An 18,297-nucleotide genomic window follows, 5' to 3' on the forward strand; every position below is an offset into this window, starting at 1 on the left:
CCCGCCCTGTCATAATCGCGTTGCGCGGGTGGCCGATTGTCGGTTGCAACCGGCGGCAACATGTCGCTGAATGGAAATGATGTATTTTGAGCGGAGCATTGCATGTCAGAGCTTGCTGTTTCAGGTGACGAACTCAAGCGGCTGCTCAAGGTGGCGGCAAAGTCCCCCCTCCCCTTCGCCTACTGCCCGGGGGCGGATGTCGACGGCGACCTTTTCGCGCTGCACCGCACCAAATCGGCCGAAGTTCTGGCCAAGTCGCTGCGCGCCTCGGGCGATGGCAACAAGGTGGCCTTCGGGACCGCGGAGGTGGAGGGAAAGCTGGTGTCGCTGCGCTGCGACCGGCTGCTTCCGTCGCTGGCCAAGAAGCTGAAGAAGTTCCTCCGCGCCAATCAGGTCAACCGGAACGTCCGCATCCTGGACGCCGAGGGCAATGTCGTCGAAGAGGATATCGAGAACCTGCCCGACGACGGACAGGACGATCCGGCCGACGGCACCACCGAGATCGGAGACGCAGGCGACCAGGGGCAGGATGCAGAGACTGCCGCGGCAGAGGCCGACCAGCCTTCGGCCGATCTGGCGGCCCGCGCAAAGGCGCTGCACCCGCATGTCATGGCCCTGCCTGAGCCGGCGGGACAGAAGGTCCGGCAGGCCTTTGCCCTGGCCGTCGGCATGATCCGGTCGGGCGATGACGCCGGCGCGGCTGCGGCGCTGGACCGGATCGAGGTCCTGCTCGACCGCCTGCCGCAGGCAGCGGCCGACGCGCCGCCGCCCGATCAGCCCGGATCGGCCACGCAGCGCAAGCTGCTGGATGCCGCGGCTGCGCTGGCCGCGCGGATCAATGCCCTGGGCGATGCCGATGCCCGGGCCATGCTGATTGCGCAGATGAAGGATGTGGCCGGCGCGATCCGCGACGCCGCTGTGGAGCGGGCGATCAGCGGCATGAAGCAGGTGCAGCAGGACCTGCTGCTGGCCGAAGCCAATGCCAGTGCCCCGGCGCGGGACCCGCTCGATGTCTGGAACGCGGCGAAGGAGACCACGGATGCGGCCATCGGGGCGCTTCAGGCCCGACTGGGCCAGATTGCCGATCCCGATCTGGACCGCATTGCGCGGTTCGGCCTGAACGGCATCACCGAAGGCAACCAGACTGCGCTGATGAAGCACCTTCTCGACTATCGCCAGGCGAGCGGCGACGCACGCGCCAAGGCCGCGGCGGCACTGCGCAGCCAGGCGGCGGCCTATCGGTCGTTCCTGCAGTCGAACGAACTGATCGACCTGTGCGAGAAGAACCCCTTTGGCGTCGCGGTCGATCTGCGGGGGCCGCTTGGCGCCGCCCTGACCGAGATCGAGCGGCTTGCCGCCTGAGGGGCCGCCGGTGCCCCTGCCTGTCCAACCTGACTGATCGGAGTGACCGATGCCCGACCCCACGCTCGACCTCAAGACTTCGGTCACCGACTGGATCGCCGCCTTCAACCGCGTCAAGGGCTGGAAGACGCTGCGCCAGAATCCGGCAACGCCCAAGGCCGCCAACCTGCGGATGTCGCCCAAGAAACAGCTGGCGCAGGAGATGGCGGCCCGGCTGGCGGGTGGCGACAAGCAGGCGCTCGCCGATGCCATCGACCGGGACGCCGCCACGCTGCAGGATCTGGAGCGTCAGGTCAGCGCGGCCCAGCCGGATGACGATATCGACGCCCTGAAGGCGCAACTGGAACAGGTGCGCAGCGGCCTGTCCGAACAGCGCGCCAACCTTGCCATCGTAGAAAAGATCGAGAAGCGTCTGGCGCAGCTCGTGCTGGTCGAGGGGAACCTGCCCGCCGACCTGAAGCAGGTCCGCGAGGACAACGTCGCCCTGCGCGACCGTGCCGAGGCGTCTGGCCTTGACCTGGCGGCGATGGACCAGAAGGCGCTGGCCGACTTTCGCCGGGCGCATGTCGACATGCAGAAGAACATCGACAATGCGCGGGCCGAGGTGATGCCCGTCACCACCGACAAGACCGGCAAGACGCGCAACTATGCCATCATCAACGCCAAGGAATACAAGATCCTGTACGGGTTGATGGAGCAGTCGCTGCTGGTGCTGCAAACCGACGGCGTCGACAGTGCCCGTCAGAAGTTATTCGAGGTGCAGGCCCTTCTGGGGGCCTATCGCACCGCGCGGACAGGCGGCACCGTGAATACCGCCCCACCCAGCGCGATCGAGGCGTCCGGGCTGGAAGGGCACTTCCAGATTGCCGACGAACTGATCGACGGCATGCTGCAGCGGGGCCTGACGGCGGCGGCAAACGGCCTGCGCGCGGCCTATGACAACCTGTTCCGTGATGTCGAGGCGGCCGTGCTGGCCCGTGAGGACGGGATCAAGGACGGCTACCTGGAGCTGATCGAGGTGATCGTGTCGGGGGCGCAGCGGGGCCGCGACGATGCGGTCGCCATCCAATCGGTTGTTCTGGGCATCAACACCGACATCGGAACGATGGTCGCCAACGGCCATGCCGTCGACGCCGAACGCGCGCTGGTGGCCGATTTCGTCAGGGATGCTGCGACCCAGACCCAGACCAGCGTCACGGTCGGCCGCGCGCATGAACTGGCCGCCGAGATCCGCCGGCGACTGAAGGCGGCGACGGATGCCGATCTGGCGCTGGAGCAGCTGGACCGCAGTGTGATGGCGGCCGATGTCGACGACCTTGACGCGCGGTTCGAGAAATTCTTCAGCCACAACATCATCACCGGCAAGGTGCGCACCCAGACCGACACCAAGTCGCAGGAAAAGAAGAACGTCCGCGCCAACAAGGACATTCCCCGCGCGGCACTGGACGAGATCGAACTTCAACTGATGGCGGCGCGGCAACTGCTTGACAGCGACTCGCTCGACGCGCTGCGCACGGCGGACGAATATGTGAGCGGAGTCAAGACCTTCATCACCACGATCGAGAATGCCCCCAAGGTGTATGTGCATCTGGAGGACGGGTTCAAGAAGATCGAAACGGCGATCAGGAAACTCGAAAGCGACTATCCGCTGTACCTGCCGGGACAGCGGCTGGACCTGCTGGCAAAGCTGGCCGAGCTGCGCGCGGGCCAGTACACCCGCCCGCAGGATTCCGTGCAATCCGACTCCGACCTGCTGAGCACCAGGGTCGATGACCTCAAGACCGAGATCAAGGGCCTTCAGACCCGCAAGCGCGCCCTGGCCAAGACCGCCGACGAAGTCGACACGCTGATCAAGGATATCGGCAAGGTGCTGAAGGGCAAGAAGGCCTTTGTCGACCTGAAGGGCTACTATGGCCCCGAGGTCGACCGGATGATGGAGGTCCGCGACCAGATCGCCGAACGGACCGAACAGTCGCTGGACCAGGCCGAGGCTGCCATCACCACGATGAAGGCCACTCTTCTGCTGGCGCTGGACTCCGCGCGGGCCTGGGCCGCGAAGAAGGACCTGGACGACGCGGGGCTCAGTGCGCTGGACAGCCTGCTGACCAATGCCCGCGAGGGGCAGACCGCGCATGACGCCGACACCGCCGCCAAGGCGGACTATGAAGACGCGGTCAAGAAGCTGGGCAGCGACATCGAGTCGGTGAAGAAGAAACTCAAGCCTCTCAAGGCTGACCCCGGCGAGATCCTGACGCTCGAGTCGCAACGGACGGCGCTCAAGGCCGATGTCGAGAAGACCGGCAAGTTCGCATCAGGGGTCGAGCGGGTGGCCGCCCTGCAGAGCCGCGTCATCCAGGTGCGCGACGATGCCGTCAGCGCCGCCGCGGTGCTGGATGCCGGACTGGCCGATGCGGCTGCGGCCTGCGTCGATGCGGTCGACGGCTTCGTCGCCAAGCTGGATACCTTTGTGGCCGATGTGATCGTGCCCGCCGGCCAGTCGGACAACGGCACTGACCTTGATGCCTATGACAGGGCCAAGATCACGGCCTTCTTCACCAAGCTGGCCCAGTCGGTCCGCGGCACCGGCACCGCTACGCTGAAAACCAACGCGGCCATCGTCGCCGACCGCGCCGCCGGCATCCCGGCCCGCAAGAAGGCGCGCGAAACGGCACTGGCGGAACTGCGCAAGCTGATGGCGCTGTTCGACGCGTTTCCGCCGATGCTGCACTTCCGCAGCCATCCGTTTGCGACGAAGGACGCAAGCACCCGCGCCGCCAGCGCCCGCCAGGCCATGCCCCGGCTGGAGATGCGCCTTCTGACCGCCATCAAGGATTGATCCGGCCCCCCGGAATTCGGAGAGACCATGCCCTTTTCCCAACCTCATCATGACTGGCTGATAGATACCGTCAGCAGCGCGCCCGACTTCGATGCGATCCTTGCCCGGCAGGACGAACGCAACAGCAAGCTGGCCGAGATGCGAGACGAGATCACCGATCTTCAGGACGAGCTGATCGCCGCCTCGACCAACCTCAAGGTCGAATGGCCACGGGACAAGTTTCTTGGCCTGATCGAACGCTCGAACCGGTCGATGGACTGGATGAACGGCGACCGCGACGACGAGGTGGACACCAAGCATGACCTGACCGGGAACTATCAGGTTGACGAGGCGGCCGCCAAAGAGGTCCAGAAGCTGCACGAGAAGCTGATCGAACTGCAGACACGGATGGAGAAGGCGGTCGATGCCGACGGCAATCCGCTGTTCAAGCCGGCCGACATCACCCGCGAACTGTGGACGCCGCTGGTCCAGGCCGACGTCATCCCGTCGAACGCGGTCGCGGACAAGTACAGCCAGGAGGCGCAGGTGTTCAACGGCGCCTGCGAGATCTACAAGAAGAAGCTTGAGGACTACTCCAAGAAAGCCTCGAAGCACGAGACAGCCAAGCGCGTCATCCGCATCGGCACGGATGTTGTCAGCCTGCTGGGAACGCTGGCCAGCGAATCCATCCGGCTGGAAAGCCTGACCGCGCAGGCGTCAAACATGAGCCGCGCCGAAAACCTTACGCTGGCGGCCGACAAGGCGGCATCGGCCGACGGCACGGCCACGGCAGAGCAGCTGGCCAACATCGACCGCATGACCGACATGAAGCAGCAGGCCCGCGAGGCGACGATGCAGATCGCGGCCGTCACGCTGGCCACCACGGTGATCAACGGGGGGTTTTCCGTCCTTGATGCCGCGCTGACCAACCCGGATGACAAGCGCAAGTCGACCTATGTCGCGGGGATCGCCAAGTCGATGTTCAACGCCCTTGGCGCGGCGGCGGCCAGCGGCATCTCGGTCTATTCGGCACAGGTGACCGCCACCGATTCCGACAAGGCCTTTTCCCAGGCCTTCCAGACGCAGATGTCGATCGCATCCAAGTCGGTCCAGGCGATCCTCGGCGCTGGCAACGCAGGCTTCAGCCTGATGACCGCCGTGCAGAAATTCGCCGATGGCGACAAGGCAGGGGGCACCGCGGCGCTTCAGGATGTCATCGCCAGCGTCGCGGGCGCTGTCGGCGCCAGCATTTCCGCGGTCGATGTCAAGCGTGGCACCGTGGTGCAGGACGGCGTGACCACCACCTCGCTGGGCACCGAGGCGCAGTGGCAGCAGATCGGGGCCACGGTGCAGGCGGGCATCGCCGCCTCGGCCAACATTCCGGCCATCGCCAACCATATCTACGAGGTGGTGAAGTCGAACGGCGGCAAGATGGACGTGAAGGTGATCATCGCCAATCTCGGCCTGTCGGCCATCAGCGGCGCCATGGCGGGCACGATGGGCGAGATCACCGGAAAGGTCTATTCCGTTCCGGCTGACGGAGAGATCGACCGCGGCACCGCCGAGGCGCTGTTCCAGAAGACCACCGTCGAGATGGAGATCTTCAACAGCAATGCCGACGGAGCCTCCAGTGTCGCGGCCAAGGCCGGTCCGCAGTTGAAGCCGACCGCGCCCACCGACGACCCGGCCCATGTCATGGAGCAGCGGATCCGGTTCGCCGAACAGGAGAACGCGCGCAAGGCGGCGGCACTGGGCGACTTCAAGGCCTCGATGAATGACCCGGCCCGCCGCGACGAGTTCTTCAAGCAGATCGCCGATGCCAGCGACCGCGAGCTTGAGGTGCTGAACAAGCTGCTCGACGATGCCGGCAAGCCGCCGCAGGACCTCAGGACGGTCGAGGATGAACAGCGCGCGATGGCGGCGATGGACAAGCTGATCGCCGAGGCCAACCGCTGCAACATGATGTGGCAGGCGCTCGAGGTGATCACGGGTGTTGGCGCCACCGTGCTGGCCGCCGCCCTGCCTGGCGCAGGCATCGCCGTGGCCATCCAGAAGCTGCTGATCGACGCCACGACCCTGATGCGCAAGTCCATGCAACTGAACAAGTGGATGGACAACATGGCGCTGACCGTTGGCAACAGTTCGGTCTATGGCCCCGCCATCAACGGGCGGCTGAACTCGGCCCGTGTCCAGGTCAGCCTGCAGGTCCTGCGGGTGATCTATGACGTGATCGGGCTGACCGCGGAATCGATCAAGCTGGCCGATGCCAGCGGCGCCAGCATGGGCGGCGGCATGGCGGCCGGCATCGCGCTGCAATCGGGCGCCACCATGGCCCGCGCGCTGACCGATTTCGCCTACAAGATGCACAAGGAGGCCGAGATCGAGGCGGGGTGGAAGCTGTACAAGATGGCCCTTGCCTCGCCCGGCGACCGCAAGAAGGCCCGCTCGGCGATGAAGTGGAATTCCACCCTGTCGAAATGCGTGATCGCCTATGGAATCGTCGTCGACGGTGATCCGATCGCCAAGGAGGTCGGGCGCAGTTGCGGCATCACGCCCGAGGTTCTGGCCGACCAGAAGAATGTCTGCCCCAAGGTGGTCACCTATTTCGAAACGCTCTACAGCGATGACCCCAAGGTGCTGAAACGGGTGCCCATCCCGCAGAAATGGCATCCGGGAACGCCCGTGCCGACGCTGGTCAGCTGGCTGCGCTTCAAGGCCGCGGCCACCGCCCGGGCCACTCCGCCGCTGGCCGCCGCCTCGGCCAAGACACCCGGCATCGACGGCGCGTTGGGCAGGCTGGTCGGGGTGTTGGGCCCGGATGCCGACTATGCCGCAACCCGCGATGCCCGGTTCCCGGAATACGACGCGACAAACCTTGCGCGCCAGACCACCGACTATGACGAGTTTCTGGACGATGTCGATGAGGCCGCCAGGGCGGTGATCACGCAGCTCCGGGCCTATCAGCCGGTCAACGCCGACCCCGCCGACGGCGACGACTGGACCGGTGGCACGGCCCACAAGGAATTCGTCGCCATTGTCGAAAGCCTGACCGCGCAGGTCCAGATGATTCAGGGTGAATGCGCCAACGACAGGGAACGCCATGCGGCGTTCAAGGAACAGCAGCAGGCGATTGCCGATGCATTGGCGGGCGAGGACGATGACGGCGACGTCGCCGACGACGATGCAGGCTATGACGCCGACGACGAGGCTTCTGGCGGCCGCAGAAGATAAGGCGCGGCAGGCGGCACCGGCGAATACGCAGGGGACAACTGTCTTGACGACACCCGCGCTGCCGCGTTCCAATGTTGCCCGAAAGGAACCCGCATGTCCTTCTGGAAACGCCTCTTCGGCGCCAAACCTGACGCAGCCGATGCCGCCCCCGCCCCCGGCGAGGATTACAACGGCTTCCGCATCACCCCCACCCCGATCCGCGAGGGCGGGCAGTTCCGGGTCTCGGCCCGCATCGAGAAGGATGGGCGCCGCCACGACCTGATCCGCGCCGACACCATGGCCTCGGCCGACGAGGCCGCCGCCGCCTCGCTGCGCAAGGCGCGCCAGATCATCGACGAACAGGGCGACCGGTTGTTCGCATAGGGCCTCGCGGTTCCTCGATCCGCGCCGAACCGGCACCACCCTGCCCGCCAAAACAATGCAGACAGCCGCCCTGCGCTCGCCTAGAGTGCATATCGGCATTCATACGTCGGGATTCGTGACCATGGCCGGGGAAAACCTGACCGAGCAGCAGAAAGCCTTCCTCCAGAAGTATCTGAAGCTCAGTTTCTTCAGCAAGAGCAGGGACAAGGCGGTCACCCAGGCCTATGAGCGCTACCTGCCTGTCGAGGCGGAGTTCAAGGAGCAGATGCTGCTGCTGCCCGGCGAGGAACCGCGGGTCCAGGCGCTTGGCGGCCGGTCGGCACCGGCCATGAAACTGAAGAACGACGGCAAGTTCGACGAAGCCGCGCAGGCACTGACGCCCCTGATCCAGGAGGCGCGAAACCTGGGCACCACGCTGACACGCGAGCATCTCTCGGCCGTGCAGCGATACCAGACGGCGTTCAACACCCTGCCGCCGAACGATCCGCAGGCGCTTGTCATCGCCAACCAGGCAAGCGGCGCGCTGATCGCCCTGCCAGCCGCCGTTCCGGCGGCAATCCGCACGCTTGAACAGGCGACGCTGTCGTCAACCACGCGCGCCGGCGAGATTCGTCAGGCCCATTCACAGGCTGCGCAGGCCTATCGGGACAGCTTGCTGGGACTGCCCGTCGCGGACGGCCGCGTGGGTGGCATCATCGGCCGGGCCGCAGGCCCGCTCGCGGTCACCGTATTGGCCGACATGCCCGCCGCAGTCATCACGCTTGGCACGCTCCAGCAGGAATGCGCGCAGCTGAAGATCACCATCGCCGGGGACAAGACCGCGCTTCTGCAGGAACTGTCGCGGCTGGTCGACCCGGTGGGCGCCTCACCGAATGAACTGCGCGAGCTTGGGCGGCTGCGTGATGCGGCAACGCTTGCCATGGGTGCCGACTGGCCCGCCCCAGACGACTTTGCCGCCGCGCGCAAGGCCATGGCAGCTTTGCAAACGATGATCCGCACGGTTGCCCAGGTCGCGCGCCTGCCCGGCGGAACTGCGACCAAGGCCCGCGAGACCATGGCGCAGTTCGATAGGGTCCTCGGCGGTCTGGAACTGACACCCCAGGTTGTCGCAGACGCCCGTACCAACCGGACCCGGGCCGAGAATGACGTGGCGCAGGCGACGAGCGACCTGGACGACGCGGAAGCGCTGCCGCAGGACACGCCCGAGGAAGTCCGCCAGCGCAACGAGGCGATCCGGCTTGCCGAGGAGGCCCTGCGCCTGGCAAACCAGCAGCTTCTCACGGTCACCGAGCGGTCGAATGCGATCCTCGGAAAGAAGATGCTGACCGACGCCCTGACCTTCGGCGCGCTGTCACCCGACGCAGGACGTCCGCTGCCCGACAACGCGGCGCAGAAGATCATCGAGGCTTTCGGCAGTCAGCCCGATATCGCAAAGACCGCGCTTGACCTCGCGCAGCGCTCGAAGGATCCGGATACGCTGGCCAATGCCTTGCCGATGATCTGCGGCAGGGTCGGGGACTGCTTCGAGCAGGACGGATCCCAGTTCTCCAGCCCGGAGTTTGCGCGCAGCTATGGTGCGGGCCTTCTGAAGCAGGGCGATTTCCTGGGCGGCACCTATTTCGACGACCTCGAGGACTATCTCGACAACGGCGGCCAGTTCGAGGCCAGCGTGATCGGCTCCGGCGATGGGCTTGAGGAACGCGAGATCACCGGCAATCGCAGCCGGGCCCTGGCGGGGGCGCTGCTTGACGTCAATGGCGAACTCGACCTCGGCAGCGCCGATGCGCAGAAGGTGATGCAGCAGCTCAAGTTCTCGCCCGACGCCGCGCTCAACCCGACGCCGGTGTTGACGCAGCACATGATGCACACGTTCGACCAGCTTGCGCAGGGCGACAATGCGCTGCAGGCCGCCACGCTGATCAATGGCATCACGGCGCCGACCGGTCTGCCCTCGTCCGATCTGGTCGGGCTTGCCATGGGCAACGGAACCGGGGGAAGCGTCACCGATGAAGAGACGCGCACCGCCGTCCTGAAATCGCTGATGACACCGGTGGACCAGGGCCCAGTGGGTTCATGCTTCACGACGGCACCAACCCGCCGCTTCCGCGAGGAGGACCCGATCGGCGCACTGCGCGGCATGACCGAGGTGGCCACGACTGGAATGTTCACCTCGGCCACCGGCGTCAAGGTTCCGGCCGTTGCCAGCGTCCTGCCGGGCGAGGATCCGATCCTTCGCAGCTGGGAATACAGCATCGCGACGGCTGCGGCCACCGAGGCCGGTTCGCGCGAGCGCGACATTCTGGCAGACGGCTTCCGGGGAAACCGGGCCATGGGCAAGATCGCCGACCTCGTCGGCGGCACGACACCCAGCCGGATCGTCGCAACGCGCAACGCCGTGCAGACCGAAATTCGCGATGCGTTCAATTTTGCGTACAATCCGACAAAGCAAGTGACCGACGCAAACGACGGATCATCGTCAACCGGCCGCTACCAGATTGTCGAGACGGATGAATTCGGGGCACCGACGGGCGCCCCCATCGAGACCGAAGACGAGTTCATCGCGGTGATGACCCGCCGCATGCTGGCCAGGCTGAACGTGGACCCGACATCGGAAGAGGGCGTGAAGATCGCCGGGTTCATTCAGAACGACATGCTGGTGACCATCACGCCGCCACCGCCGAAGCAGCCCTACAAGGCACTCGACTCCAGCGGCTACAAGCCCTGGGAACTGCAGAGCGGCGGGCTCGGCCTGGGGCCCACGCGCGCGCTCTACGGCGACACGGTACAAACGACGCGCACGCTGGAGCCTGCGCCGACGACCCCGCCGCCGTCCGAGGGCGAGAGATCGAAGGAGGTCCTGCTCAACATCCTGGGACAGGCCGAGACCGAACTGACGGCGATGTACCAGACGATCGACAGCCGTGGGTGCCACGAATACAACGCCCTTCCGCAAGAGCCATCGCTGCGTGCCCTGATCGGAAACACGCCACAGGAAACCTCCGACAACATCGACGCGCTCGTCCGGCAGGGAACCGACATCGCCAACACCCCGCTCGCGCTTGATCGTGCGCTGGCGCTTTATGAAAAGCAGACGCAGTCCTGGGTGGACGACGAAAGCGATCCTGTGGCCAAGCAGGAGATGCAGGATGCCGTTGACATCAATCGCCCTACGGCACCGTTGACCCCGGCAGATCTGAAACGTCGGATCGCGGCCGCCAACAACGTCGCCATGGACAAACTGGCCGAGCGCCGTGGCGGAACGCCTGAAGAGATCGACGAGCGCAAGATCGCCTTCCGCGCATATGCCGAGGGCCAGGCACTGAACGAACTCGCCATCGACCTCGCGCCGCCGCAGGTTGTCTTTGCCGATACGAACTGGGGCAGCGGGTCCAGCCATGTCTATTTCGTGATGATGCCCGATCCGACGACGGGCGAGTTGCGGATGTGGCAGCGGACCGATCCGCCGGGCGATCTGTCGCCCAAGGAGCGCGGTGACTGGGTCGACAAAGGCATGCACATTACAAAGTAACCCCAAGGGTCCAACCAGCACGAGGAACGGCGAAAGATGGCCGACGACCTTCCCGAGATCTCGCTCGGCTACATCGAAAGCGGCGCGCCTGCGGTTTATGTGGATGTCACGCCCGTCGAGTCGGCGCGGCACCTGTCCGATGCCGCACCATGGCTATGCACCCCTGGCGGTGCGCTTCTCTGCGCGCAGGCCGTCAATCACCTGGCACATGCGCAGACCTACACCGTGATCGACGATCCGGCGCGGTTCGCTGAATGGTACCGCAAGCGCTATGCCGCCGAACCGCCCGGAAAGGTGTCGCCGGAAGGTGGCTACGGGCTGCGCAACTTTGGCATGCCCGACCTTGCGAGCATCACGGCGCCGATGATCGCGGACGACCTGCTGGTCTTCTTTGCCGTCAACCGCCAGATCGGCGCACCGTACCGCGTGACCGCCACCCTGTCGGCGCTTGACGCCCCGGAGTATGACCCCGTGCCGATGACTGCGGGCGACTGAGCGGCAGCGCTCAGGCGAGGACGGACGAAATCTCTGCAAGCGCCGCCGTTGCCGTTGCGGTCACGGCGAACGAACCGAACCCGCTGGCCTGATCGACGTCCTGGAAGAATTCGGCTTCCAGCGTCTTGCGGTACTCTGCGATCAGGCTGCTTGCCTGCTGCTTGAGCTGGTCCCGTGCGGGGCCCGCGGGCGCATTCACGATTTCATCCATCTTGTCTTCCAGCCGAGCGTCCAGCTGCAGCACATGCTGCGTCAGGATCGACACCGACTGCGACACCTCGGTCATCAGTTCGTCATCGGCGCAAGCGGCCAGGATTGCGGCCTCCAGGCGCTTCACCTCGCTCAGCATCCGGGCCCGCGCGCCGGACCAAAGCACGCGGGCCTTGGCGAACGGCTGCGCATCGGGCGCGATGCCGGTCTCGAACGCCGTCTGACCGCCCTGCGGCACGGCGGCAAGCAGCGCCTCGATTGCGGGAAGCGCCGCGATCGCCTTGTCAAAGGCGCCTTCGGCCGCATTTCCCGTCGCCCAGTTCCACTGGCGGCGCAGCCCATCCACATCCGCGACCAGCCCCTGCGACAGGGCTGCGTTGACCCGCGGCTCAAGCTCGCGGAAACGCTTCTCCCACGCCGCGGCCGCGCTGTCCGCCGGTCCGGCTGCCACGGTATCGCCCGCCAGCCGGGCAAAAAGCTGCTGGACCTTCTTGAGGATGGTAACGGCCTGCTCGGCCTCGCGCTGCGCGATCAGGCCATCGGCCCGGGAAAGCGCCTCAAGGATCGCCGCGCGGGTGGCGTCGTCGGCCACCGAGCCGGACTTGTCCCGCATCGCCTGCACCAGCTGCCGCAGTTTCTGCATCTCGGGGTCGGGTGCGGTGGCGTCGGCAGTCGCCTGGCGCCCCAGCATCGCGATGGCCGCCTCGATCCGGTCCGCCCCGGCGGCCGCACGCGCCACCTCGCCGGCCTTGGCCAGCTCGACCACCTCGCGGAACGGACCGGCCAGGCGCGCCGCGGCCTCGGGCGGCAGCGCGCCGATCCGACCGCGGATTTCGGCCAGACGTTTCAGCAGGGCGGTCGTGTCGATGGCCGCATCGGCCTCGGGCTCGCCATCCGCCTGCTCACCCTCATCCTCTGCGGTTTCACCGTCAAGCTCGGGGTCCTCGGGCAGATCCTCCTCGATGTCCGACTCGATGACGTTGCCGTCCTCGTCCAGGATCTGGACGTTGAGCATGACCTTGTGCGACTTCAGGAACCGCTTGAACTTCTTGGCAAGGCCCGGCATCTCGCGCAGCACGGTCAGCGTGATCAGCTTGCCCGACACCTCGGCAGTGCCAAAGGTGAACTTGGGACCCTCGCCTTCCTCCTTGGCTTCCTTGCCGATGGTCGCGGGCGGCTTGGTGCGGTGCATCCCGCAATAGCTTGCCTCGTCATCCTTCGCCGGGTTGAACCCGAACGAGATCGGCCCCTTCTTGGCGACCTTGATCATCTTCTTCAGTTCGGCGCCCGCGACGTCGTAGGTTCCCATCGGCGATCCTCTCCCCCAGAACCCGCGACAGACGCAGGAACACCGCATGACTTCATGCTGCATCTTGGCGTGGTCCCCGGCCGAGTCAATCATGGTTTGCCGGGGCGCCGGACCGCCGGGCGATCTGCTCGAAATGCAGATGCTCCCCCGCAGGATCCGTCGTGCAGGGCGGGCATGATCTGGGTCAATGCGCCGCGCCGCATGGCCAGCGAGGCTGCGGCCGCAGCCATTGGCCGGAAACCGGATGACCTTGCCACACCCCGAGCGGCCCCCCCTGACACCCGCCGTGACCGCGTTGCGCCTCGGACTGCTCTACTTCGCGGCCGTCTTCACGCTCGGCCTTGCTTTCGGCACGGTGCGGGCGATCGGCCTTGCCCCACGGATCGGGGAACCGGCGGCGGTGGCACTGGAGTTGCCGCTCATCCTGTCCGTTGCGTGGATGATCTGCGGCCATCTGCTGCGCGGGCACAGCCTGTCGCGGGGCGGGGCGGCAGTCATGGGCGGGGCTGCCTTCCTGCTGCTGATGCTGGCCGAGACGGCGTTGTCCGTGCTGCTGTTCGGCAGGACCGCCGCGCAGCACCTTGCGCTCTATGCCGAACCGGCCCACCGGCTGGGCCTTGCCGGACAGATCGCCTTTGCAGCCATGCCCATGCTGCGGCGTCGGGGCTGAGCGCCGCGCAGGCTCAGACCAGGGCGATCGAGACCCGACGGTTCTGGCGGCCCTTCTTCTCGATCCGGCCCAGTTCGACCCGACCGATTTCGGCGGTGCGCGCCACATGCGTGCCGCCGCAGGGTTGAAGATCGACCTGCAGATCGCCGTCGCCGATCCTGACCAGCCGCACGCGACCCTGACCCATGGGCGGCATCACCGACATTGTCTTGATCAGTCCGGGGTTGGAGGCAAGTTCGGCATCCGTGATCCAGTCATCGGTCACGGCCAGATCGCGGTCGATCAGGACATTCAGCGCCGTCTCAAGCGCCTCGACGTTCCCAGGCGGGTCGGGCATGTCGAAATCCAGCCGCCCGCGCCCCGCCCCGATCTGCCCGCCCGTCACCGGCAGGGGGATCACGACCGACAGAAGATGCAACGCGGTATGGACGCGCATGTGCAGATGCCGCCGCTCCCAGTCCAGCATCTGCCGCACCGCGGCCCCGACGGGCGGAAGGCCAACGGGCTCGGCCGCAACCAGCGCCACGCCACCGCCCTCGACCTTCACCGCGGTGGCAACCGGCACCCGACCACCATCCCAGACCAGCCAGCCGCTGTCGCCGGGCTGTCCGCCGCCCGTGGGGTAGAACACGCTGCGGTCAAGGATCAGGCCGCCTTCCGCCGTATGCCCGATGACACTGCCATCGGCCTCGGTCAGATAGGGATCGTCGCGGAACAACAGTTCGGTCATCCTGCTCTGTCCTTCGGTTCGCCGGGGGCTTCGGGGCTCGCTTCGTCCTCGGGCCACGGATCGGGGCGCAGCCCTGTCTCGGGGGCGCCCGGCAGGTCGGCCGGTTGGGCGGGCACCGCCTGCGCCGGTTTCAGCGCGGCCAGCGCTTCAGGGTTGCGCAACCAGATGTCACGCTGCGCGAAGGGAATCTCGATGCCTTCTTTCGCGAACCGCTCGGCAATCTGGTGATTCACCTCGGTCCGGACTGAAAGGCCGAAATTGATGTCGCGCAGGATCATCCGTATCTCGAAGTTCAGGCTGTCCGCGCCAAAGCCCATGAAGGTCACCATCGGCGGCGGGTTGAGGATGGCCAGCGGCTGCGCCTCGGCGATCTCCTTCAGGATGGCGGCGACCCTGCGCGTATCGGTGCCATAGGCGACCCCGACAGGCACGATCAACCGTCCGGTCAGGTTGAACCGGGTCCAGTTCGTCACGCGCCCGGCGATCAGGTCGCTGTTCGGCACGATCACGTCGGTGCGGTCGAAGGTCTGGATGCGTGTCGATCTGACGGAAATCGCCCGCACCGTGCCCTGCACGCCCCCGACCTCGATCCAGTCGCCTTCCGAAACCGGGCGTTCGATCAGCAGGATGATGCCCGACACGAAGTTCGAGACGATGTTCTGCAACCCGAAGCCGATGCCGACCGACAGCGCACCGGCCACGATGGCAAGCCCGGAAAGATCGATCCCCGCAGCATTGATGGCGATCAGCGCCGCAAGGAAGATCCCGACATAGCCGACGCCCGCCACAACGGCGTTCTGGCCGCCCTGGTCCAGCGTGGTCTTGGGAAGGATCGTCTGCTTCAGTGCGCCCTGGAAAAGCCGCGTCATCATGAAGCCGACGCCGAACAGAACCGCGAAATAGAGGAAGTTCGTGGGCGATATGCGCGTCTGCCCGATCTGGAATCCTTCGCGCAGGCGATTGAACACCTCGGTCAGATCCGACAGCCGCGCGCCCCAGATCAGCGCGAACAGGGGCAGCGTGGCCAATGTCAGCAGGAACCCGATCAGCACCGGGATCAGCGCCTCGCGCGCCGCGTCCTCGCCGCCCGCGATCAGCACGAAGATGTCGCGCACCAGTTTCTGCAGGATGAACAGCAGGGCCACGAGGCCCAGCGACACGACCGCCGGATAGACCATCCCGACGCCGGCCGAGACATAACCCACGGCCGCAAGCGCGGGGCCGGCCACCGAAACCGCCATCGCGGCGTTGCCGACAATCCGGATCAGGCGGTTGCGATAGCTGGCCGCTTCGCCCTGTGGCGTGTCGTTCTGCACATGCTGGCGCAGCATCTGTCCGATGCGGAACAGCAGCACCGCCGCCAGCGCAAGACCGGGGAAGGACAGAACCGCCGACGCCTCGTCCGTGATGCGCAGCGGGTCGAACAGCACGGCGCGCAGCGCCTCGACCGCCAGCAGGAACCCCAGCGCGGTGGCGGCCAGCCGACCCTCGGTGCGCCGGTCTGCGGGCAGGCGCAGCACGTCGCCGCCGGGCTCGCCCTTGGGAAACACCCGGAACCCCAGCCAGCGCGCCGCAAAGACCGAAAACCCGACGACCGTCAGCGACGCCACCGCCACAGCGCCCTGCGGCCCCGCCAGACCGCTCAGCAACACCGCCTGCACGAAGGCAAAGACGCCAACGACCGGCACCACGATCTGTCCGAGCGATGCAAGCAGCGCCCAGACCTCTGCGCCACGGTCCGAGGCACGCTGGCGCAGCCGGTTGGGCCAGCCCTCGAACCACTGCCGCCCGCGCCAGACCATTGCCACCGCAACGAACAGCAGCGCCAGGATCATCGGCAGGTTTTCCAGCAGATCGCGCCGGATGGCCGGATCAGCGGCGCGGGCCGCCGTCTCGTCCCACAGCGCCTCGGCCGTCTCCACCCCGGCGGAAACGGCCGCAGGCCAGTTCGCGGGATTGATCGGCGCGGGCCAGAGACGTGTCAGTTCCGCCGCCTGGCGGTCGCGCGTGCTGCGGTCGATCTCCCGGATCAGGCCATCGGCCCGGCGATAGGCCTCGTCGGCCGCGATGACCGGGGCCTGGGCGCGGGCAAGTTGCTCGGACAGGTCGCGTCGGCGCGCGGCGATCTCGTCAGGCTCCGTCGCGCCCTCGGTCGGCGGCGCACCCAGCGCATCGATCTGCCCGCGAATTGTCGCGATCCGCGTGGCATTGGTTCCCTGCGCGACAAGGAATGCCGAGCGCCAGTCGGCGATCTGCGCGCGCAACTGTTCCAGCGCAATCGGGGTCGTGACCCCTGCTTCCAGAACCTCCTCAGCCCGCGCCGCCAGTTCCTCCCACGCGGCGTAGTCCAGGGCCTCGGACTGCGGTGCCGGATCGGCCACCGCCTCGCGCGGGGTGACATTCGCCTCGGGCGTCTGCGCCGTGGCGATGCCGCCAGGGGCCGCCAGGCCAAGCGCTGCGGCAACTGCCGCCGCCGTTATCCGCGTCCGCAGGAAATCCCTCATGTGTCCGCGAACACTGCCGGAATGGCGCGCGGCGCCCGGTCGAGCCATGCCGGCACCGGCAATCCCTTTTCCTTCAGGAATGCCGGGTTCCACAGCTTCGACTGGTATCGGCTGCCGTAGTCGCACAGGATGGTGACGATCGTGTGGCCCGGCCCCATCTCGCGCGCCATCCGGACCGCCCCGGCGATGTTGATGCCGGTCGAGCCCCCCATGCAAAGCCCTTCATCCGAAAGCAGGTCGAAGACGATGGGCAGCGCCTCGGCATCGGGGATGCGATAGCTGAAATCCGGCCGGAAGCCTTCCAGGTTCGCGGTGATGCGGCCCTGTCCAATGCCCTCGGTGATCGAGGAACCGGGCGATTCCAGAACCCCGCTGGTATAGAAACTGTGCAGCGCGGCACCTTCCGGATCGGCCAGCCCGATCTTTACACCCTTCGGCTGCAACGCCTCGGCGACGCCCGCCAGCGTGCCGCCAGACCCGACCGCGCAAATGAACCCATCCACCTTGCCACCGGTCTGGTCCCAGATCTCGGGGCCTGTGGTTTCGACATGGGCCTGACGGTTCGCGACATTGTCGAACTGGTTGGCCCAGATCGCGCCGTTCGGTTCGGTCGCGGCCAGCGCCTCGGCCAGACGTCCGGAATAGCGCACGTAGTTGTTGGGATTGCGATAGGGCGCCGCAGGCACCTGAACCAGGTCGGCACCCGCCAGGCGCAGCATGTCCTTCTTCTCCTGGCTCTGCGTCTCGGGGATCACGATGACCGTGCGGAACCCCATGCTGGCACCGACCAGCGCCAGCCCGATCCCGGTGTTTCCTGCCGTCCCCTCGACAATCGTGCCGCCGGGCCCCAGCAGGCCCCTTGCCACCGCGTCGCGGATGATGAACAGCGCGGCACGGTCCTTGACCGACTGGCCGGGATTCAGGAACTCGCATTTCCCCAGTATCTCGCAGCCCGTCATTTCCGACGCCTTGCGCAGCCGGATGAGGGGTGTGTTGCCGATGGCCTCGGCCAGCGTTCTGGACAGTCGCATGATGCAGGCTCCTTCCCGGGTGTCCCGGTATAGGCCCGGCGCGGGGGC

General features: G+C 66.6%; 11 protein-coding genes. 7 read left to right on the plus strand and 4 right to left on the minus strand.

Annotation, left to right across the window (positions count from 1 at the left end):
- Positions 1 to 102: 102 nt before the first annotated feature.
- From KF887_17335 to KF887_17360, 6 genes are all read left to right on the plus strand, one after another.
- Positions 103 to 1,362 carry a hypothetical protein gene (locus KF887_17335; GenBank protein ID QYK41121.1) on the plus strand — a complete coding sequence of 420 codons (1,260 nt, stop codon included), beginning with the start codon at positions 103 to 105 and terminating at the stop codon, positions 1,360 to 1,362.
- Between the two features lie 49 nt (positions 1,363 to 1,411).
- On the plus strand, positions 1,412 to 4,198 hold the full coding sequence (locus KF887_17340) for a hypothetical protein (GenBank protein QYK41122.1): 2,787 nt from the start codon (positions 1,412 to 1,414) through the stop codon (positions 4,196 to 4,198).
- A gap of 27 nt (positions 4,199 to 4,225) precedes the next feature.
- Complete coding sequence (locus KF887_17345) at positions 4,226 to 7,408, plus strand: hypothetical protein (protein QYK41123.1); 3,183 nt, start codon at positions 4,226 to 4,228, stop codon at positions 7,406 to 7,408.
- A 93-nt stretch (positions 7,409 to 7,501) separates the two neighbouring features.
- Entirely contained in the window at positions 7,502 to 7,771 is a 270-nt protein-coding gene (locus tag KF887_17350; GenBank protein QYK41124.1) for a hypothetical protein, read from the plus strand.
- A gap of 55 nt (positions 7,772 to 7,826) precedes the next feature.
- Positions 7,827 to 11,300 carry a hypothetical protein gene (locus tag KF887_17355; GenBank protein ID QYK41125.1) on the plus strand — a complete coding sequence of 1,158 codons (3,474 nt, stop codon included), beginning with the start codon at positions 7,827 to 7,829 and terminating at the stop codon, positions 11,298 to 11,300.
- A 36-nt stretch (positions 11,301 to 11,336) separates the two neighbouring features.
- Positions 11,337 to 11,795 (plus strand): hypothetical protein, encoded by a 459-nt coding sequence (locus tag KF887_17360; protein QYK41126.1) that lies wholly within the window; start codon positions 11,337 to 11,339, stop codon positions 11,793 to 11,795.
- 10 nt (positions 11,796 to 11,805) lie between these two features.
- On the opposite strand, the gene KF887_17365 is transcribed toward KF887_17360, so the two are convergent.
- A complete protein-coding gene (locus KF887_17365; GenBank protein ID QYK41127.1) occupies positions 11,806 to 13,314 on the minus strand; it encodes a hypothetical protein in 1,509 nt (502 codons plus the stop codon).
- 244 nt (positions 13,315 to 13,558) lie between these two features.
- On the opposite strand from KF887_17365, the gene KF887_17370 reads away from it, so the two are divergent.
- Positions 13,559 to 13,984 (plus strand): hypothetical protein, encoded by a 426-nt coding sequence (locus tag KF887_17370; GenBank protein ID QYK41128.1) that lies wholly within the window; start codon positions 13,559 to 13,561, stop codon positions 13,982 to 13,984.
- A 13-nt stretch (positions 13,985 to 13,997) separates the two neighbouring features.
- Here KF887_17370 and KF887_17375 read toward each other — a convergent pair whose 3' ends face one another.
- Genes KF887_17375 through KF887_17385 form a run of 3 tightly spaced genes read right to left on the minus strand, consistent with a single transcriptional unit; the run spans position 13,998 to position 18,249 of the window.
- Positions 13,998 to 14,714, minus strand: a complete 717-nt coding sequence (locus KF887_17375; GenBank protein ID QYK41129.1) for an alanyl-tRNA editing protein — start codon at positions 14,712 to 14,714, stop codon at positions 13,998 to 14,000.
- Positions 14,711 to 17,218 (minus strand): mechanosensitive ion channel family protein, encoded by a 2,508-nt coding sequence (locus KF887_17380; GenBank protein ID QYK41130.1) that lies wholly within the window; start codon positions 17,216 to 17,218, stop codon positions 14,711 to 14,713. Before KF887_17380 ends, KF887_17375 begins: the two co-directional genes overlap by 4 nt.
- A complete protein-coding gene (locus KF887_17385) occupies positions 17,215 to 18,249 on the minus strand; it encodes a cysteine synthase A (GenBank protein QYK41131.1) in 1,035 nt (344 codons plus the stop codon). The genes KF887_17380 and KF887_17385 overlap by 4 nt, the downstream gene beginning before the upstream one ends.
- Positions 18,250 to 18,297 lie beyond the last annotated feature (48 nt).

Source organism: Paracoccaceae bacterium, from assembly GCA_019454225.1.
Classification (GTDB): Bacteria; Pseudomonadota; Alphaproteobacteria; order Rhodobacterales; family Rhodobacteraceae.